We start from the raw sequence: 16,668 nt of genomic DNA on the forward strand, positions 1-16,668 counted from the left end.
GGGCGGGGGCGCCGCGCCCCCGCCGCCGCCCCCGGCCCCCGCCCCCCCCCCCCCCCCCCCCCCCCCCCCCCCCCGGTGCGTCGCTGGTCAGCCGGGCTGACCGTCCCCGTTCAGGTCGGGCTGGGCCGCTCCGGGGTCTGCCGGCGGTGCGGCCGGCGTGGACGACTCGGGCGCCGGTGCGGACGACGAGCTCGCCGCGCCACCGGTGTTGCTGCGGGTCCGGCTGCTGGAGCTCCCGCCCTCGTCGTCGTCGTCGGACGACGACCGGGTCGGGGTGGGGGTGGCGTCCACACCGCGCCCGGCGTACTTCGGGTCGGCCGGCGGGAACTCCGCGGTCGCCTGGTTGCTCAGGATCGGCAGCATCGCGTCGCGCCAGATGGTGGCCGGCTTGCCACCGCCGTAGCCGCCGACGCTGTCGATGCCCAGCGGCCGGAAGACCATGACGCTGGCGGTGTACTCCGGGGTGGAGCCGACGAAGGTGACCGAGTCGTTGTTGTTCACCGTGCCGGTCTTGCCGGCGATCTGGTGGCCGGAGATGTAGGCGTTGTCGCCGGTCTGCAGCCGGTTGCCGGGCTCGACGTCCTTGCGCAGCATCTGGCTCAGCGTGTTCGCGATGCCCGGGTCGATCACCTGGCTGCACTGGTCGCCCTTGACCAGCGGCTGGCCGTCCTCGCCGGTCAGCGGCTCACCGTTGGTCCGGGTGATCGCCAGGACCGGCGTCGGCTCGCACTTGACCCCGCTGGCCGCGATGGTCGCGTAGGAGTTGGCCAGGTGCAGCGGGCTGACCGGTTCGGGGCTGTAGGGGAACGAGGCCTGGTTGCCCTCGATCCACTCCTCGGCCGGCTTCTGGTTCGGTGCGTCGAAGCGCATGCCGAGCCGCTGGGCCATCTCCACCGCCGGGGCCACCGAGCCGAGGGCGTCCTCGAGGGCCAGGAAGTAGGTGTTCGAGGACATGTACAGCGCCTGGGTCATGGTCAGCGTGTTCGGGTAGGAGCTGCCCACGTTGCCGACCTGGTACGGGACCTTCCGGCCGTCCTCGTAGGTGGTGTAGATCCGCGACCGGTAGGGCTCGGGGGTGGTGATGGTGTGGCTGGCCGGCAGGCCCTTCTCCAGGGCGGCGGCGGCGACGTAGGTCTTGAAGGTCGACCCGGAGCCCTTGCTGGGCGTCACGGCGAAGTTGACCGACTCGCAGCCGGCCGCCGGGTCGCCGCACCCGAAGGTGCGGTTGACGCTGAGCGCCAGGACGTGCCCGGTGCCCGGCTCGATCACGTCGTAGGCGCCGATCAGGTCGCTGGTCAGCCCGACGGTGTTCAGCACGGCCTGGTCACCGGCGGCCTGGACGTCCGGGCGCAGCGTGGTCTGGACGGTGTAGCCGCCGTTGTCCAGCTGGGTCTGGGTCATCCCCAGCGTGTTGATCAGGTAGCCCTGCAGGTAGTCGCAGAAGAACCCGCCGGTGACCGCCTGGGCGCAGCCGTTCGGCGGGTTGCCGCCGACGGCGAGCGGGATCGGCGCCGCCGTCACGTCGGCGAGCTCCTGGTCGGTGATGTGGCCGAGCTCGTGCATCCGGGCCAGCACCTGGTTGCGCCGGGCCGTCGCCGCGTCCACGTTGTTGATCGGGTCGGTGTTGCCCGGGCTCTGCACCAGACCGGCCAGCACGGCCGCCTGGGGGAGGGTCAGGTCGATCGCGTTGACGCTGAAGTACTTCTGCGCGGCGGCCTGGATGCCGTAGGCGCCGGCCCCGAAGTAGGCGATGTTCAGGTACCGGGTGAGGATCTCGTCCTTGGAGTAGGTCTCCTCCAGGGCGAGGGCCAGCCGCACCTCGCGCAGCTTGCGGCCCACCGTCTGGTCGTCGGCGGCCTCGCGCTCCTCGGGGGTGTCCGCGGTCTGCAGCAGGGTCTGCTTCACCAGCTGCTGGGTGAGCGTGGAGCCACCCTCCTCGACCTGACCGGCCGCGATGTTCTTGACCAGGGCGCGCATGGTGCCCTCGACGTCCAGGCCGTTGTGCTGGTAGAAGCGCGAGTCCTCGATGTCGACGAGGGCCTGCTTCATCACGTCGGAGACCTGGTCGGGGGTCACCGGGGTGCGGTTGTTCGTGTAGAACTCCGTGATCAGCGACCCGTCGGCGGCCAGCACCTTGGTGTTGCCGTTGGGCGTCTCGTCGGTGAGCTCGACCGGCAGGGCGTCGAGCAGGCTGGTGGAGTTGCGGGCGACGAGGCCCGGACCGCCCACCCAGGGCAGCAGCATGGCGGCGACGAGGGCACCGGCGACGACGATCGTCACGGCCAGCTTGACCAGGGCGCCCAGACGGGGGTTCGCAGACTCGGACATCGCAGGCCAAGGTACCTGTCCGCGGGCCCGGCGTCCGGTGCCTCCGACGCCGACGCGCGGGCGTGCCCGGCGGGGCCCGGCGCGTCGTCCGGGGCGTGCCGGGGAGTGTCCCCGATCACGCCCCGGACGAGGTCAGCCGTTGTACCGGTTGGCCCGCTTGAAGGTGCCCATGTCGTTGAAGCGGACGCCGTTGGCGGCGAGCACCGGGTGGATGTCCCGCTCCATGAGCTGGCGCACGTAGAACGGGTCGGCCACGTAGAAGTGGTGGATCGGGTGGGTGCTGCCGAAGTTGAGGCAGAACACCTGGAACGGCACCAGGTACCAGCGGTTGAACACCTGGGTCTGCTGCAGCACGTTGCCCTGCTCGACGTCGCCCTGGTAGTGCATGTTGCTGCTGATGAAGTGCAGGCAGAAGCCACGCCACACGTTCGGGCCGACCCAGACGACGGTCAGCACGGTGAGCGCGTGCAGCCAGCCCGCCGGCACGTCGGCGCCCAGCCAGGAGGCCACGTGCAGGCCGAGGAAGGCGTACCAGATGGTGATCGCCACCGGGGTCAGCCCGATGCTCGCCTTGAGGATGGTCTTCCGCCAGAGGGCGTCCTCGGCGTCCTGCGGCCGGGTGGTGACGATGCGGACCAGCGCCGGCACGTACGGGTCGAGCAGGCTGTAGAGCCGGACGGCGCCCCACGGCTTGCCGTTGGTGATCGACACCTCCTCGATGTCGTCGGGCAGGCCGGAGTACGCGTGGTGCCGCAGGTGCAGCCGGATCCGGTAGACCGGGTTGATCGTGTAGGGACGGATCGCCCAGACGCCGAACAGCAGCGCGTACCGCACGGCCTTGCGGCGGCGGAAGTAGAGGGCGTGGATCAGGTCGTGCTCGACCTCGTGCCCGACCGCGGCGAAGGCGGCGGAGACGAACAGCGTCACGTACCAGGGCAGGACGCCGGTCAGGTAGAGCGCGCCGCTGCCGACGAAGCCGAGGACGGCGACGCCGAACGCGGTGAGGCCGAGGGCGTCCTGGTGGCGGAGGACCGGGTGATCCCGGCGCAGCTCCTGCGACCGGCGGCGGATCGCCGAGGTGATGACCTTGGTGCGGGCCTTGTCGTCGGCGTCCATGCCGGTGAGGTCGACCGGGATCTCGACCGGCAGCTCGGCGGCGGGCGGGACGTCGACGGGGACGGCGGTGCCGGTGCCGAAGAGGCCGGCCGGCGACGTGGTCGCCGCGGTGCTGCGGTCGAGCTCGGGTGCGGTGCTCATGCCTGGTGTGTCATCCCTCCGACGGAACGGTCGGGCGGACGCTAACGGTGCGTCACGACCGGGACCAGGCCCCGGGCGACGCGGACACGAACGGGTGACGCACGGGACCTCCTCCTGTCCCGTGCGCCCCTCCCACCCCAGGGACGAGGAGGTCAGCCGGCCGCGGGTCGCAGCGGCAGGACGCGGCTGCGCGGGGTGCCCGTGCCGGTGTCGGCCTCGGCGGCGAGCAGCGCCTCGCCCATCAGCCGGAGCCCGTCGAGGTCGTGCACGTCGCCGGCCGCGGCCGGGACCGCGCGGATCGGCACCTCCGGGTGGGCGCTGGTGAACCGGTCGGCCAGCCGCTGCTCGCGCGCGGCGACCGTCATCCGCTCGGCGTGCACCCGCAGCGCCCCGGCGGCCAGCTCCGACCCCGGCCCACCGGCCTCGGCGACCGCCTCCGCGGCGGCCTCGGCGCGGGTGGCCGACAGCGCGGTCGTCGCCGGCGGGTGGGTGCGGTTGAGCACCAGCCCGGCCAGCGGCATCCCCTCGGTGGAGAGCCGGTCGACGAAGTAGGAGGCCTCCCGCAGCGCGTCCGGCTCCGGGGCGGCGACCACCACGAACGACGTCCCGGGCTGGCGCAGCAGCTGGTACGTGGCGTCGGCGCGCTCACGGAACCCGCCGAACATGGTGTCCAGCGCGGAGACGAAGGCGGAGATGTCGTTCAGCAGCTGCCCGCCGAGGATCTTGCTGATGATCCGGCTGAACAGCGAGAAGCCGGCGCCGACCAGTCGCACCCCGGCCCGCCCGCCGGCCCGCGCCGGGGCGGTGAGCAGCCGGATCATGGTGCCGTCGAGGAAGCGGGACAGCCGGTTGGGGGCGTCCAGGAAGTCCAGCGCCGAGCGGGACGGCGGGGTGTCCACGATGACCAGGTCCCAGTGGTCGCTGGCCCGCAGCTGCCCCAGCTTCTCCATGGCCATGTACTCCTGCGTCCCGCCGAAGGAGGACGACAGCGCCTGGTAGAAGGGGTTGTCGAAGATCACCTGCGCCCGCTCGGGCGTCGAGTGCGCGGACACGACGTCGTCGAACGTCCGCTTCATGTCCAGCATCATCGCGTGCAGCTCACCGGCGGCACCCGGCGTCTCGACCAGCCGCGGCTCGTTGTCCAGCTCCACCAGGCCCAGCGACTGGGCCAGCCGGCGGGCCGGGTCGATGGTCAGGACGACGACCTCCCGGCCGGCCTCGGCCGCGGCCAGCGCGAGCGCCGCCGACGTCGTGGTCTTGCCCACGCCACCGGAGCCGCAGCACACGATGATCCGGGTCGCCCGGTCCTCGACCAGGGCGGCGAGGTCGAGCGCCGGGGCCACCGCGGGGCGCCGCGGGGCGCTCACGCCGCCACCCCGGTCTGCAGCTGGCCCTCGAGCCGCTCGGCCAGCTCGAACAGGCAGCCCAGGTCGATCGGGGACGACGACAGCGGCAGCTCCACCACCGGGCGGCCCAGCGCCTCGACGTCCCCGCGGAGCGCGTCCTGCGCCACCCAGCGCCGGGCGTGCTCGACGGCCTCCGCGGCCAGCCCCTCGGCCACCTCCGGAGCGGCGGGGACCCCCGCGGCGGTCAACGCCGGCAGCAGGTCGGCGGCGGTCAGCCGGCCCTCGGCCGTGCGGGCGGTGCTCGCCGCCGGCAGCAGCGGCTCGGTGGCCATGTTGACGATCACCGACCCCACCGGCAGCTGCGCGGCGGTCAGCTCGGCGATCGCGTCGGCGGTCTCCTGCACCGGCATGTCCTCCAGCAGGGTCACCAGGTGCACGGCGGTCAGCGGCGAGCGGAACACCGCCATCACCCCGTCGCTCTGCGCCTTGATCGGCCCCGAGCGGGCCAGCCCGGCCACCTCGTTGGTCACGTTCAGGAAGCGGGTGATCCGCCCGGTCGGCGGAGCGTCGACCACGACCGCGTCGTAGACCGGTCGGCCGTCCTTGCCGCGACGGGTGACCGCCTCCTTGATCTTCCCGGTCAGCAGGACGTCCCGCAGGCCCGGGGCGATCGCGGTGGCGAAGTCGACCGCGCCCATCTTGCGCAGCGCGTAGCCGGCGCGCTTCAGGTTGTAGAACATGTCCAGGTACTCGAGGAAGGCCGCCTCGACGTCGATCGCCAGGGCCTTCACCTCACCGCCCCCGCGGGCGACCGCGACCCGGCGCTCCTCGTAGGGCAGCGGCGGGGTGTCGAAGAGCTGGGCGATGCCCTGCCGGCCCTCGGTCTCCACCAGCAGCACGTGCCGGCCGTCGGCGGCGAGGGAGAGCGCGAGGGCAGCGGCCACGGTCGTCTTGCCGGTGCCCCCCTTGCCGGTCACGACATGGCAGCGCACGGACGGGGGAGCGGAGGTCACCCCGCCGAGCCTACGAGCGGTGGACGATCCCGGCCTGTCCCGGCTGCGCTAGCGTCGCGGCATGAGCGAAACCACCCGCCGCACCTGGGAGTACGCGACCATCCCGCTGCTCACCCACAACACCAAGGCGATCCTGGACTCCTGGGGCGTCGACGGCTGGGAGCTGGTGACCGTCGTCCCGGGCCCGGGTGGCGGCGACCAGCTGGTGGCCTACCTCAAGCGCCCCACCAACTGAGGCCGACGACGATGAGCGCCCCCACGAACAGCTGGCACGCCCGCCTCGCCGAGCTCGGTGTGCGGCTGCCCCCGGTCGCGGCCCCGGTCGCCGCCTACGTGCCGGCCGTCCGCACCGGCCAGCTGGTGTTCACCTCCGGCCAGCTGCCCTTCGTCGACGGCGGGCTCCGCCGCACCGGCAAGGTGGGCGGCTCCGTGGACGCCGAGGACGCCGCCGCCGACGCCAAGGTCTGCGCGCTCAACGCGCTGGCCGCCATCGACGACCTCGTCGGGCTCGACTCCGTCGCCCGGGTCGTCCGGGTGGTCGGCTACGTGGCCAGCGCCGAGGGCTTCTCCGGCCAGCCGCGGGTCGTCAACGGTGCCAGCGAGTTCCTCGGCCGGGTGTTCGGCGAGGCCGGGCAGCACGCCCGCAGCGCCGTCGGCGTCGCCGAGCTGCCGATGAACGCCCCCGTCGAGGTCGAGCTCACCGTCGAACTGCGCTGATGGCCGTCCTCCGGACGGCACCGCGGCCACGTACCGGTGCCGACGCCGACGAGCGTGTCGCCGTGTCCCCGGCGGGGAGCCTCCGGCCCCCGCGCCGGGGCCACCGCCTCCTCCGTCGGCGTCCGTACCGGGGGTCCCCGGTCCGATGACCGGCGCGGTGCCGATCCGGCAGGCGGCGACGGTGTTGTTGCTGCGGGACGCCGCGGTCGGGCTGGAGGTCTACCTGCTGCGCCGCACCAAGGGCATGCCCTTCGCCGGGGGGATGAGCGCCTACCCCGGCGGTGGGGTCGACGAGCGGGACGGTGACACCGACCTGGCCTGGACCGGGCCGCCGCCGGCCGACTGGGCGGCCGCCTTCGGCTGCGACGAGCGGCTGGCCCGCGAGCTGGTCTGCGCCGCGGTGCGCGAGACGTTCGAGGAGGCCGGCGTGCTGCTCGCCGGCCCGGCGGACGGCGCCGGCGTCGTCCCCGACGTCTCCGGCGAGGACTGGGAGGCCCAGCGGCAGGCGCTGATGGCCCACGAGATGTCCCTCGCCGAGCTGCTCGCCGGCCGCGGCCTGGCGCTGCGCGCCGACCTGCTCCGCCCGTTCGCGCACTGGATCACCCCACCCCCGGAACGGCGGAGGTACGACACCAAGTTCTTCGCCGCTCTGCTGCCCACCGGCCAGGAGGCGCGGGACGTCTCCGGCGAGGCCGACGAGGCGGTGTGGACGACACCCGGAGCGGCGCTGGACGAGCACGCCGGCGGCACCCGCCCGATGCTGCCGCCGACGATCCACACCCTCGGTCAGCTGGCGGCCTTCCCGGACGCCGCCGCGGCCCTGGCCGGCTCGCCTCCGGCCCCGCTGGAACCGATCATGCCGACGTTCGCCGAGGGCCGCGACGGCCGCTGGGCGCTGCTGCCCGACGGCACCAGGATCCGGATGGTCGTGCCGCTCTCATCGTGATCCTCCGGATCACAGTGCGGCCAGGAGCCGGTGCCGGCTGCGCTGAGCCGTTTCCGTCGTCCTCGGCAGGACCCTCCGGGCCCGTCCCGAGTCCGCCCTCGCTGCGCTCGGGGTCCGTACCTGTGGCCACCTGGCAGTGAACGCGAGAGGCCCGGGACCTGATCGGTTCCGGGCCTCTGACGTTCAGTTCTGTGTCACCGCGCGCGGCGGCGGAGACGGTCCTCATCGAGGACGACGACCGACTTGCCCTGCAGCTGGATCCAGCCGCGGTGCACGAAGTCGGCCAGCGCCTTGTTCACCGTCTCGCGGGAGGCGCCGACCAGCTGGGCCAGCTCCTCCTGGGTGAGGTCGTGCTTGACCCGCAGGCCGTCGGTCTCCCGGCTGCCGAAGCGGTCGGCCATCTGCAGCAGCGCCTTGGCCACCCGGCCGGGGACGTCGGTGAAGATCAGGTCGGCGACCGAGTCGTTGGTGCGCCGGAGCCGCCGGGCCAGCACCCGCAGCAGCTGCTCACCGATCTCGGGGTGGGCGGTGATCCACGGCCGCAGCATCGTGTTGGGCATCTTGGCCAGCCGCACGTCGGTGACCGCGGTCGCCGTCGCCGTGCGCGGGCCCGGGTCGAACACCGACAGCTCGCCGAACTGGTCGGAGGGGCCCATCACGGCCAGGACGTTCTCCCGGCCGTCGGGTGCCCGGCGGGAGATCTTCACCTTGCCGGACAGGACGACGTAGAGGCTGTCGCCCGACTCGCCCTCGTTGAAGACCACGCGACCGCGGGGCAGCGTCACCGTCTCCAGACCGCTCGCGACCGGCTCGGCAGCCTCCTCCGACAGTCCCTGGAAGAGACCGGACTGGGCAAGGACCTCGTCCACGTGCACCTCTCGCAACGTCCTCACGGGTGCGATGGCGACCCGCGCTGTCGAAGAGTCTAGGGCCTGTGGCTCGGCTCACCAGTGCACTGCGTCACCGATCTGCCCACTCTGAGTGGCAGCTGGGTGTGCGGGGCTCCTGCCGGCCGGCCGGACGTGCCCGTTCTCAGACGCCGTCCGGCCCGGGACCGGGTGCCGGGGCACGCTCGGTGAGGACCGGCCGGGGGGCGCTCCGGGCTCGGCCACGGCGCCGGGCGCGCCAGCGGCCCATCGCCCGGCGGATGCCGGAGTTGGCGAGGGTGCCGACCTCGGCCGCCGTGGCGGTGCCGAGGAAGTCCTCGACCTCGCGCTGGGACGTCGGACGGCGCAGCGGCTCCTCGACGCGCTCCATGACCAGCAGGAACGCGATCAGCAGCGGGGGGAACAGGATCACGATGAGGGCGACCACGAGCACCTCCTCGGCGACGTCTCCGGGCGGGGAGGCCCGGGGGAGAGACGATGTCGTCGTGCGGTCGGGCACGGACCTGTCCGGCGTGCCACCTGCACCGAGTATGCCGGTCGCCCGCCGAACCGTCGTGACGGCACGGCCGGGCAGGTCGCATCGGCACGTCCGACGGCGTCGTCGCGGCAGGCCCGGACGGCGTCGTCGCGGCACGGCCTGACAGTGCCGACGCCTACCCTCACGTGCGTGTCCCGGTCAGCGACGTCACCCGATGCCCTCCCGGCCTACACCCGCCCCGCCCGTGCCCGCCGCCCCGGGCCGGTCGCGCGGCTGGGCGTGTCGCCCTTCGACCCGCAGGAGAGCGCGCTGGCCCGCACCCGCCGGGCCCGGCGGATGGCCCGCGAGCTGGCGGTGATCCACCCCGACGCGCACTGCGAGCTGGACTTCACCACGCCGCTGGAGCTGCTGGTGGCCACCGTCCTGTCCGCGCAGACCACCGACAAGACGGTCAACAAGGTCACCCCGGTGCTGTTCGCCCGCTACCCCGACGCCGCCGCGTACGCCGGGGCCGACCGGGCCGAGCTGGAGGAGGTGCTGAAGCCCACCGGCTTCTTCCGGGCCAAGGCCAACTCGGTGATCGGGCTGGGCCAGGCGCTGGTGGAGCGGTTCGACGGTGAGGTGCCCGGCCGGCTGGCCGACCTGGTGACGCTGCCCGGGGTGGGGCGCAAGACGGCGAACGTGGTGCTGGGCAACGCCTTCGGCGTCCCCGGGCTCACCGTCGACACCCACTTCGGCCGGCTGGTGCGCCGGTTCGGCTGGACGGCGGAGGAGGACCCGGTCAAGGTCGAGACCGAGATCGCGGAGATCGTCCCGAAGAAGGAGTGGACGATGTTCTCCCACCGGGTGATCTTCCACGGCCGCCGGGTCTGCCACGCCAAGAAGCCGGCCTGCGGGGCGTGCGGTCTGGCCGCGTGGTGCCCCTCGTACGGGATCGGGCCGCTGGACCCCGAGGCAGCCGCGAAGCTGGTCAAGACCCCGGCCGCATCGGACACCGAGTGAGCCGCGCCGCGCGGTCCCTGGTGGCCGTCCTCGCCCTCGGCGCGGCCCTGCTGGCGGGCTGCTCCTCCGACGAGCCGGACGACGTCGCGGCGCCCAGCTCGGCGAGCAGCGAGCTGCCCGACGTCGAGACCGACCTGACGCCCTGCCCCGAGCAGCCCGACGTGCCGGCCGCCGACAGCGACCTGCCGCCGACGGTCTTCGAGTGCTTCGGCGGCGGCACGCTCGACCTGAGCCGGGCCCCCGGGGTGCCCGCGGTGCTCAACCTCTGGGCCAGCTGGTGCGGGCCCTGCCGTGAGGAGCTGCCGCTGGTGCAGCAGCTCGCCGACGTCGCCGGTGACCAGGTGCGGGTGCTCGGGGTGGTCAGCGTCGACGGCGTGCCGCAGGCCGCCTCGTTCGCCGAGGACTCCGGCGTCACCTTCCCGAGCGCCTTCGACGCCGACGGCGAGGTGATGAGCTCGCTGGGGGTGAACAACCTGCCGCACACGGTCTTCCTCGCCGCCGACGGCTCCGTGGCCCACCTGCAGATCGGGCCGGTGCACTCGCTGGAGGAGTTCGAGCAGCTCGTCGCCGACCACCTGGACGTGCAGCTGTGACCGTCCCGGACAGCGAGCTGGCCGGCCTCCCGGAGCACCTGCAGCGGCTGGTGGCCAACGCCGGGCAGCTGCCGTTGTGGCACCGGCACGGGCAGCCGTCGGCCAGCGCGCGGCGCTCGGCCGTGCTGATCCTCTTCGGCGAGGGCCCGGCCGGCCCCGACGTGCTGCTCATCGAGAAGTCCGCGCACCTGCGCAGCCACGCCGGCCAGCCGGCCTTCCCCGGCGGCGGCGCCGACCCGGGCGACGACTACCCGGTGGGGACGGCGCTGCGCGAGGCCCACGAGGAGGCCGGTGTCGACCCGGCCGGGGTGCGGGTGCTGGCCACCCTGCCGGCGCTCTTCCTCGGCCCGTCGGACAACCTCGTCGTCCCGGTGCTGGGCTGGTGGGACGACCCGCGGGACGTGACCACCGGTGACCCCCGCGAGGTGGCGCGGGTGGCCCGGGTGCCGTTGAGCGACCTGGTCGACCCGGCCAACCGCTTCCGGGTGCGCCACCCGGCCGGCTACGTCGGCCCGGCGTTCGGCGTCGCCGACATGGTCGTCTGGGGGTTCACCGCGGCCCTGCTGGACGCCGTGCTCGAGGCGGCCGGGCTGGCGCGCCGGTGGGACGCCGACGACGTCCGGCCCCTGGCGGGCCTGGCGGCGGCCGGGCCGGCCGACAGCGAGGAGGAGCCGATCGACTCCGACCTCGCCGACCGCGCCGCGCCGACCGTGGCCGACGGCGCCGCCGGCGACGGATCCGCGCGTACGGTGCCAGGGCGATGAGCGCGACTGTGCCCCGCGCGGGAGCCGCGCGACGACCCGGCCGGCTGCTGGCCGGTCTGCTGCTGCCCCTCGCCGCGCTGCTGGCCCTGCTGACCGGCTGCAGCAACGAGCAGCCGACGCTGCCGGAGGCGACGCGCACCACCGGTGGCGAGGTGGGCGCGGTCCGCACCGCCGCGGACGGCGTCCAGGAGATCACCCTGGAGACCGGGGACGACTACGTCTTCACCCCGGACACCTTCACCGTCGCCCCCGGGCAGGTGCGGCTGACCGTGCGCAACGTCGGTGACCAGCTGACCCACAACTTCCTGTTCACCGCCGACGCCGGCCCGGAGACGATCACCGAGCAGATCCCCTACCTGGCCCCGGGGCAGAGCGAGACGATCGAGTTCGCCGTCTCCGTGCCCGGCGACCACCCCTTCGAGTGCAGCTTCCACACCGCGCTGGGGCAGGTCGGCACCATGACGGTGAGCGGCTGAGGGGCATGTCCGTCGTCGACGTCGCGCTGATCGTCCTGGCGCTGCTGTTCGCGCTCTCCGGGTTCCGCCAGGGCGTCATCGTCTCCGCGACGTCCTTCGTGGGGTTCTTCGGGGGCGCGGTGGTGGGCGCGCAGCTGTCCGGCCCGATCGCCGACGACCTCGCCGACTCGTCGGTGACCCGGGTGTTCGTGGCGCTGGTCGTGGTGCTCGCCGGCGCGCTGCTCGGTCAGCTGCTGGCCGGGCTGATCGGCCGCGCGGTGCGCAAGCGGGTCACCTGGGAACCGGCCGAGATGCTCGACGCCGTGGCCGGGGCGGTGCTCTCGGCGGCCGCCGTCCTGCTGGTGGCCTGGATGGTGGCCACCCCGCTGGCCAGCTCGCCGTTCCCCGGGGTGGCCAGCTCGGTGCGCCAGTCGGCCCTCGTGCAGGCCGTCGACCGCACGGTGCCCGACCAGGTGCGCACGCTGTACGACTCGTTGCGCGAGGCGATCGACCGCAACGGGCTGCCCGACGTGCTCGACCCGCTCACCCCGACCCAGGCGCGGGAGGTGCCCGAGCCGGACCAGGCGCTGCTGGCCAGCCCGGTGGTCGCCCAGGTGTCGGGGTCGGTGGTGCAGATCCGCGGCGTCGCCCAGTCCTGCTCCCGGCAGATCGACGGCTCCGGGTTCGTCTACGCCGACCAGCGGGTGATGACCAACGCCCACGTGCTGGCCGGGGTCAGCCGGCCCACGGTGATCGCCGAGGGGGAGAGCTACGAGGCGACGCCGGTCTACGTCGACGAGGACACCGACGTGGCGGTGCTCGCCGTCCCCGGCCTGCCGCAGGAGCCGCTCTCCTTCGCGGCGGCCCCGGCCGACACCGGCGACGACGCGATCGTCATGGGCTACCCCGGTGGCGGCCCGTTCTACGTGGGGCCGGCGCGGGTGCGCGACCGCGGCGAGATCAGCGGCCCGGACTTCCGGGCCACCCGCACGGTCCAGCGTGACGTCTACGCCCTCTTCGGCCAGGTGCGCGCCGGCAACTCCGGTGGCCCGCTGTTCGCACCGGACGGCACGGTGCTCGGCGTCGTCTTCGCCTCGGCGATCGACGACCCGGACACCGGCTACGCACTCACCGCCGCGCAGGTCGCCGAGGCCGCGGCCGCCGGCGTCGGTGCGGTCGCCGCCGCCGACACCGGCCCCTGCGAGTGAAAGGACCCCCGAGCCCCCCACCCCTCGCTCCGCTCGGGGCGGGCCCCTGCTCGGGGGCCGCCCGAGCACCTGATCGGACCGGCTAGCTGCTGGCCCAGTCGGCGATGGCGGTGGTGACCTCGGTGGGGGACTCCTCCTGCGGGAAGTGGCCGACGTCGGGCAGCTCCCGCCACTCGTACGCGCCGGCCACGTAGCGGCCTGAGCCGAGGGCGGTGGAGGGCAGGACGTAGGGGTCCAGTGCGCCGTGCAGCTGCAGGGTGGGCGCGGTGACCGGGGCGGCCATCCGCCGGGCGAAGCGCAGCCCGTCCGGACGCAGCTGGGACCGGCCGGCCCACCGGTAGTACTCCATCGCGCCGTAGGCGGCCTGCGGGATGCGGGCGGCCGCCCGGTACCGGCCCACCGCCTCGGCGAAGTCGGCGGTCTGCGCCCAGGAGGGCCCGGCCCAGCGGCGCATCAGCTCGGCGACCGGGTCGTCGTCGGCGCGGGTCAGCCGGCGCTCGGGCAGCCGGGGGAGCTGGAAGGCCAGGGCGTGGGCCAGTGCCCGGCGCTGGCGGGCATCGGTGACCGAGCCGCGCAGCCGCCGTGGGTGGGCCGCCGAGACGACGACCAGCCGGCGGACGCTCCGGGGGTGCAGGGCGGCCATCGTCCAGCCCACCAGACCGCCCCAGTCGGCGCCGACCACCACCGCCTCGGTCTCACCGAGCGCCCGGACGACGGCGGCGGCGTCGGCGGCGGCGGTGGGCAGGTCGTAGCCGCGTGGTGGCTTGTCGCTGGCCCCGTAGCCGCGCAGGTCGGGGGCGACCACCCGGAACCCGGCCGCGGCCAGCCCGGTCAGCTGGTTGCGCCAGGACCACCAGAACTGCGGGAAGCCGTGCAGCAGCAGCACCAACGGCCCCTCGCCCGCCTCGGCGGCGTGCAGCCGGACGCCGTTGGCGGAGATGTCCCGGTGCGCCCAGGGGCCGGGCAGCAGGACGCTGGTCGCGTCCGGCTGCCCGGCCACCGGCCCTGTCACGTCAGTGCGGTCGGGTCAGCGCAGGCGGGCGTGCGGGTCCTGCCGGACGACCTGGCCGTCCCGGACGGTCGGCAGGTCGTGCTGGCGCTGGCCGGGGGCCTCGCGGCGAGCCAGGTCGGGGAGGTCCGACAGCGTCTCGAGGGTCCTCTCGGGCTTCTCGATCTTCTTGAAGAACCGCAGACCGACCAGGCCGACGACGATCGCGGCGACGACGAGGAAGACGAACACGATGAGGAACGCCGCCCAGCGGGGGAGCCACAGGTCGAGGAGCTCGGCCACGAAGAAGAAGAAGAAGAAGGCCGCGAAGGCGAGCATCACGCCGGCGGCGGCGAACGCGGCCGCACCGACCCCGCCACGCTTGGCCGAGGTGGTGACCTCGGCCTTGGCCAGCTCGATCTCCGAGCGGATCAGGGTGGACATGTCGGCCATGGCGCTCTTGGCCAGGGTGCCGACCGACGGCTCGACCGGGCCGGCGGTGCGGCCGGCCAGCGGTGCACCAGTCGTCGAGACACTGTGGGCCACAGGTGGCTCCTCCCTCATCAGCGCCGATCGGCGACGCGGTTCCTCGGGTGATCGTGCCGCATGATCGCCCGCCCCGCCGTCCCGGACCCCCCGATGGAGTCCCCGACGCCCGGCCACCCGACGCCGGGGACCCTCGGTCGGCCCCTGCTGGACGCGCCTGCCTCAGTCCTCGCTGGGGGAGGACGGCAGCTTGGCGCTGATCAGGTCCATGACCGAGGAGTCGGTGAGGGTGGTGACGTCGCCGAGGTCCCGGTTCTCGGCGACGTCCCGCAGCAGTCGCCGCATGATCTTCCCCGAGCGCGTCTTCGGGAGCTCCTGCACGACCATGATCTGCCGCGGGCTGGCGATCGGCCCGATCTCCTTGCGCACGTGCTGGCGCAGCACCTTCACCAGGTCCTCGCCGGAGTCGACGGCGTCACCGCGCAGGATGACGAAGGCCACGATGCCCTGGCCGGTGGTCGGGTCGGTGGCGCCGACGACCGCCGCCTCGGCCACCGTCGGGTGACTCACCAGCGCCGACTCGACCTCGGTGGTGGAGATGCGGTGCCCGGACACGTTCATCACGTCGTCGACCCGGCCCAGCAGCCAGATGTCGCCGTCCTCGTCGAGCTTGGCGCCGTCGCCGGCGAAGTAGACGCCCTCGCCGTACCGGCTCCAGTAGGTCTCCTTGTACCGATCGTCGTCGCCCCAGATGGTGCGCAGCATCGACGGCCAGGGCTCGGTGAGCACCAGGTAGCCGGTGGCGCCGGGCTCGATCGGGTTGCCCTCCTCGTCGACCACCTTCGCGCCGATGCCCGGCAGCGGGCGCTGGGCGGAACCGGGCTTGAGCGTGGTGACGCCGGGCAGCGGGGTGATCATGTGGGCGCCGGTCTCGGTCTGCCACCAGGTGTCCATGATCGGGCAGCGGCCACCGCCGATGTGCTCGTGGTACCAGAGCCACGCCTCGGGGTTGATCGGCTCACCGACCGAGCCGAGCAGCCGCAACGAGGAGAGGTCGTACCCGGCCGGGACGCTCTCGCCCCACTTCATGAACGTGCGGATCGTCGTCGGGGCGGTGTACAGGACGGTGACGCCGTACTCCTGCACGATCTCCCACCAGCGGCCCTGGTGCGGGGTGTCCGGCGTTCCCTCGTACATCACCGAGGTGGCCCGGTTGGAGAGCGGGCCGTAGACGATGTAGCTGTGGCCGGTGACCCAGCCGACGTCGGCCGCCGTCCAGAAGACGTCGGTGTCGGGCTTGAGGTCGAAGACGGCGGAGTGCGACCAGCTGACCTGGGTCAGGTAGCCGCCGGAGGTGTGCAGGATCCCCTTCGGCTTCGCCGTCGTGCCCGAGGTGTACATGATGTACAGCGGGTGCTCGGCGTCGAAGGCCTGTGCCTCGTGCTCGGTCGACTGGCGGGCGACCAGGTCGTGCCACCAGACGTCGCGGCCCTCGGTCCACTCGACGTCCTGTTCGGTGCGCTTGACCACCAGCACGCTGCGCACGCCCTCGGTCTTGGTCAGCGCCTCGTCGACGTTGGGCTTCAGGGCGCTCGGCGCACCGCGCCGGTAGCCGCCGTCGGCGGTGACCACGACCTTCGCGTCGGCGTCGGTGATCCGGCTGGCCAGCGCGTCGGGGGAGAAGCCGCCGAAGACCACCATGTGGACGGCGCCGATCCGGGCGCAGGCGAGCATGGTGACCACGGTCTCCGGGATCATCGGCATGTAGATCGCCACCCGGTCGCCGGCCTGCACCCCGAGCTCGGTCAGGGCGTTCGCCGCGCGGCAGACCTCGTCCTTGAGCTCGGCGTAGGTGAGGGTGCGGGTGTCGCCGGGCTCACCGATCCAGTGGTAGGCGACCTGCTCGCCGTGGCCGGCGTCGACGTGCCGGTCGACGCAGTTGACCGCCACGTTGAGCTTGCCGCCGACGAACCACTTGGCGAACGGCGGCTCGCTCCAGTCCAGTGCCTGCTCCCAGGGCTGGGCCCAGTCCAGTCGGCGGGCGGCGTCCTCCCAGAAGCCGATCCGGTCGGCGGCCGCGCGCTCGTAGACGTCGGGGCCGACGTTGGCGGCCGCGGCCAGCGCCTCGGGCGGCGGGAAGCCGCCCTCGGGCAGTCGGCTGGACAGGTTCTGCTCGTCGGTCGTCTCGCTCACGCGCACC

The 16,668-nt window shown here is 73.7% G+C and carries 17 protein-coding genes; 8 read left to right on the forward strand and 9 right to left on the reverse strand.

Features of this window, described 5'->3' with window-relative positions; translation table 11 throughout:
- Nucleotides 1-87: 87 nt before the first annotated feature.
- The 4 genes from ACJTNH_RS16085 to ACJTNH_RS16100 all read right to left on the reverse strand — a co-directional run bounded on the left by ACJTNH_RS16085 (nucleotide 88) and on the right by ACJTNH_RS16100 (nucleotide 5,908).
- Nucleotides 88-2,328, reverse strand: a complete 2,241-nt coding sequence (locus ACJTNH_RS16085) for a transglycosylase domain-containing protein (protein WP_458177404.1) — start codon at nucleotides 2,326-2,328, stop codon at nucleotides 88-90.
- A gap of 132 nt (nucleotides 2,329-2,460) precedes the next feature.
- Entirely contained in the window at nucleotides 2,461-3,585 is a 1,125-nt protein-coding gene (locus ACJTNH_RS16090) for a fatty acid desaturase (RefSeq protein WP_458177406.1), read from the reverse strand.
- A 152-nt stretch (nucleotides 3,586-3,737) separates the two neighbouring features.
- On the reverse strand, nucleotides 3,738-4,952 hold the full coding sequence (locus ACJTNH_RS16095) for an ArsA family ATPase (RefSeq protein WP_458177408.1): 1,215 nt from the start codon (nucleotides 4,950-4,952) through the stop codon (nucleotides 3,738-3,740).
- Nucleotides 4,949-5,908: an ArsA-related P-loop ATPase gene (locus ACJTNH_RS16100; RefSeq protein ID WP_458177410.1), complete on the reverse strand. Its 960-nt coding sequence runs from the start codon at nucleotides 5,906-5,908 to the stop codon at nucleotides 4,949-4,951. The genes ACJTNH_RS16095 and ACJTNH_RS16100 overlap by 4 nt, the downstream gene beginning before the upstream one ends.
- A gap of 97 nt (nucleotides 5,909-6,005) precedes the next feature.
- Here ACJTNH_RS16100 and ACJTNH_RS16105 point away from each other — a divergent pair, with 97 nt between their 5' ends.
- The 3 genes from ACJTNH_RS16105 to ACJTNH_RS16115 all read left to right on the forward strand — a co-directional run bounded on the left by ACJTNH_RS16105 (nucleotide 6,006) and on the right by ACJTNH_RS16115 (nucleotide 7,607).
- Nucleotides 6,006-6,179 carry a hypothetical protein gene (locus ACJTNH_RS16105; protein ID WP_458177412.1) on the forward strand — a complete coding sequence of 58 codons (174 nt, stop codon included), beginning with the start codon at nucleotides 6,006-6,008 and terminating at the stop codon, nucleotides 6,177-6,179.
- 11 nt (nucleotides 6,180-6,190) lie between these two features.
- Entirely contained in the window at nucleotides 6,191-6,661 is a 471-nt protein-coding gene (locus tag ACJTNH_RS16110; RefSeq protein WP_458177413.1) for a RidA family protein, read from the forward strand.
- A 145-nt stretch (nucleotides 6,662-6,806) separates the two neighbouring features.
- Complete coding sequence (locus tag ACJTNH_RS16115) at nucleotides 6,807-7,607, forward strand: NUDIX hydrolase (protein ID WP_458177415.1); 801 nt, start codon at nucleotides 6,807-6,809, stop codon at nucleotides 7,605-7,607.
- 194 nt (nucleotides 7,608-7,801) lie between these two features.
- Here the strand turns inward: ACJTNH_RS16115 and ACJTNH_RS16120 are convergent, their stop codons facing one another.
- Together ACJTNH_RS16120 and ACJTNH_RS16125 are read right to left on the reverse strand one after the other, a co-directional pair.
- On the reverse strand, nucleotides 7,802-8,500 hold the full coding sequence (locus ACJTNH_RS16120; protein ID WP_458177417.1) for a Crp/Fnr family transcriptional regulator: 699 nt from the start codon (nucleotides 8,498-8,500) through the stop codon (nucleotides 7,802-7,804).
- Nucleotides 8,501-8,639: 139 nt separating this feature from the next.
- Complete coding sequence (locus tag ACJTNH_RS16125; RefSeq protein ID WP_458177419.1) at nucleotides 8,640-8,921, reverse strand: hypothetical protein; 282 nt, start codon at nucleotides 8,919-8,921, stop codon at nucleotides 8,640-8,642.
- Between the two features lie 240 nt (nucleotides 8,922-9,161).
- Here ACJTNH_RS16125 and nth point away from each other — a divergent pair, with 240 nt between their 5' ends.
- From nth to ACJTNH_RS16150, 5 genes are read left to right on the forward strand one after another with little or no spacing between them, the layout of a single operon-like run.
- On the forward strand, nucleotides 9,162-9,974 hold the full coding sequence (nth, locus tag ACJTNH_RS16130) for an endonuclease III (protein WP_458177421.1): 813 nt from the start codon (nucleotides 9,162-9,164) through the stop codon (nucleotides 9,972-9,974).
- Nucleotides 9,971-10,567 carry a TlpA family protein disulfide reductase gene (locus ACJTNH_RS16135; protein WP_458177423.1) on the forward strand — a complete coding sequence of 199 codons (597 nt, stop codon included), beginning with the start codon at nucleotides 9,971-9,973 and terminating at the stop codon, nucleotides 10,565-10,567. The genes nth and ACJTNH_RS16135 overlap by 4 nt, the downstream gene beginning before the upstream one ends.
- Nucleotides 10,564-11,331, forward strand: a complete 768-nt coding sequence (locus ACJTNH_RS16140; protein WP_458177425.1) for an NUDIX hydrolase — start codon at nucleotides 10,564-10,566, stop codon at nucleotides 11,329-11,331. Before ACJTNH_RS16135 ends, ACJTNH_RS16140 begins: the two co-directional genes overlap by 4 nt.
- Complete coding sequence (locus ACJTNH_RS16145; RefSeq protein WP_458177427.1) at nucleotides 11,328-11,807, forward strand: cupredoxin domain-containing protein; 480 nt, start codon at nucleotides 11,328-11,330, stop codon at nucleotides 11,805-11,807. The genes ACJTNH_RS16140 and ACJTNH_RS16145 overlap by 4 nt, the downstream gene beginning before the upstream one ends.
- Before the next feature lie 5 nt (nucleotides 11,808-11,812).
- Nucleotides 11,813-12,994 (forward strand): MarP family serine protease, encoded by a 1,182-nt coding sequence (locus tag ACJTNH_RS16150; RefSeq protein WP_458177429.1) that lies wholly within the window; start codon nucleotides 11,813-11,815, stop codon nucleotides 12,992-12,994.
- Between the two features lie 82 nt (nucleotides 12,995-13,076).
- Here ACJTNH_RS16150 and ACJTNH_RS16155 read toward each other — a convergent pair whose 3' ends face one another.
- From ACJTNH_RS16155 to acs, 3 genes are all read right to left on the reverse strand, one after another.
- On the reverse strand, nucleotides 13,077-13,994 hold the full coding sequence (locus ACJTNH_RS16155; RefSeq protein ID WP_458177431.1) for an alpha/beta fold hydrolase: 918 nt from the start codon (nucleotides 13,992-13,994) through the stop codon (nucleotides 13,077-13,079).
- A 27-nt stretch (nucleotides 13,995-14,021) separates the two neighbouring features.
- Nucleotides 14,022-14,528, reverse strand: coding sequence for a phage holin family protein (locus tag ACJTNH_RS16160; RefSeq protein ID WP_458177433.1), 507 nt, complete (start codon nucleotides 14,526-14,528; stop codon nucleotides 14,022-14,024).
- Between the two features lie 162 nt (nucleotides 14,529-14,690).
- Nucleotides 14,691-16,661 (reverse strand): acetate--CoA ligase, encoded by a 1,971-nt coding sequence (acs, locus tag ACJTNH_RS16165; protein ID WP_458177435.1) that lies wholly within the window; start codon nucleotides 16,659-16,661, stop codon nucleotides 14,691-14,693.
- Between the last annotated feature and the right edge of the window lie 7 nt (nucleotides 16,662-16,668).

This window comes from Modestobacter lacusdianchii (assembly GCF_054177765.1).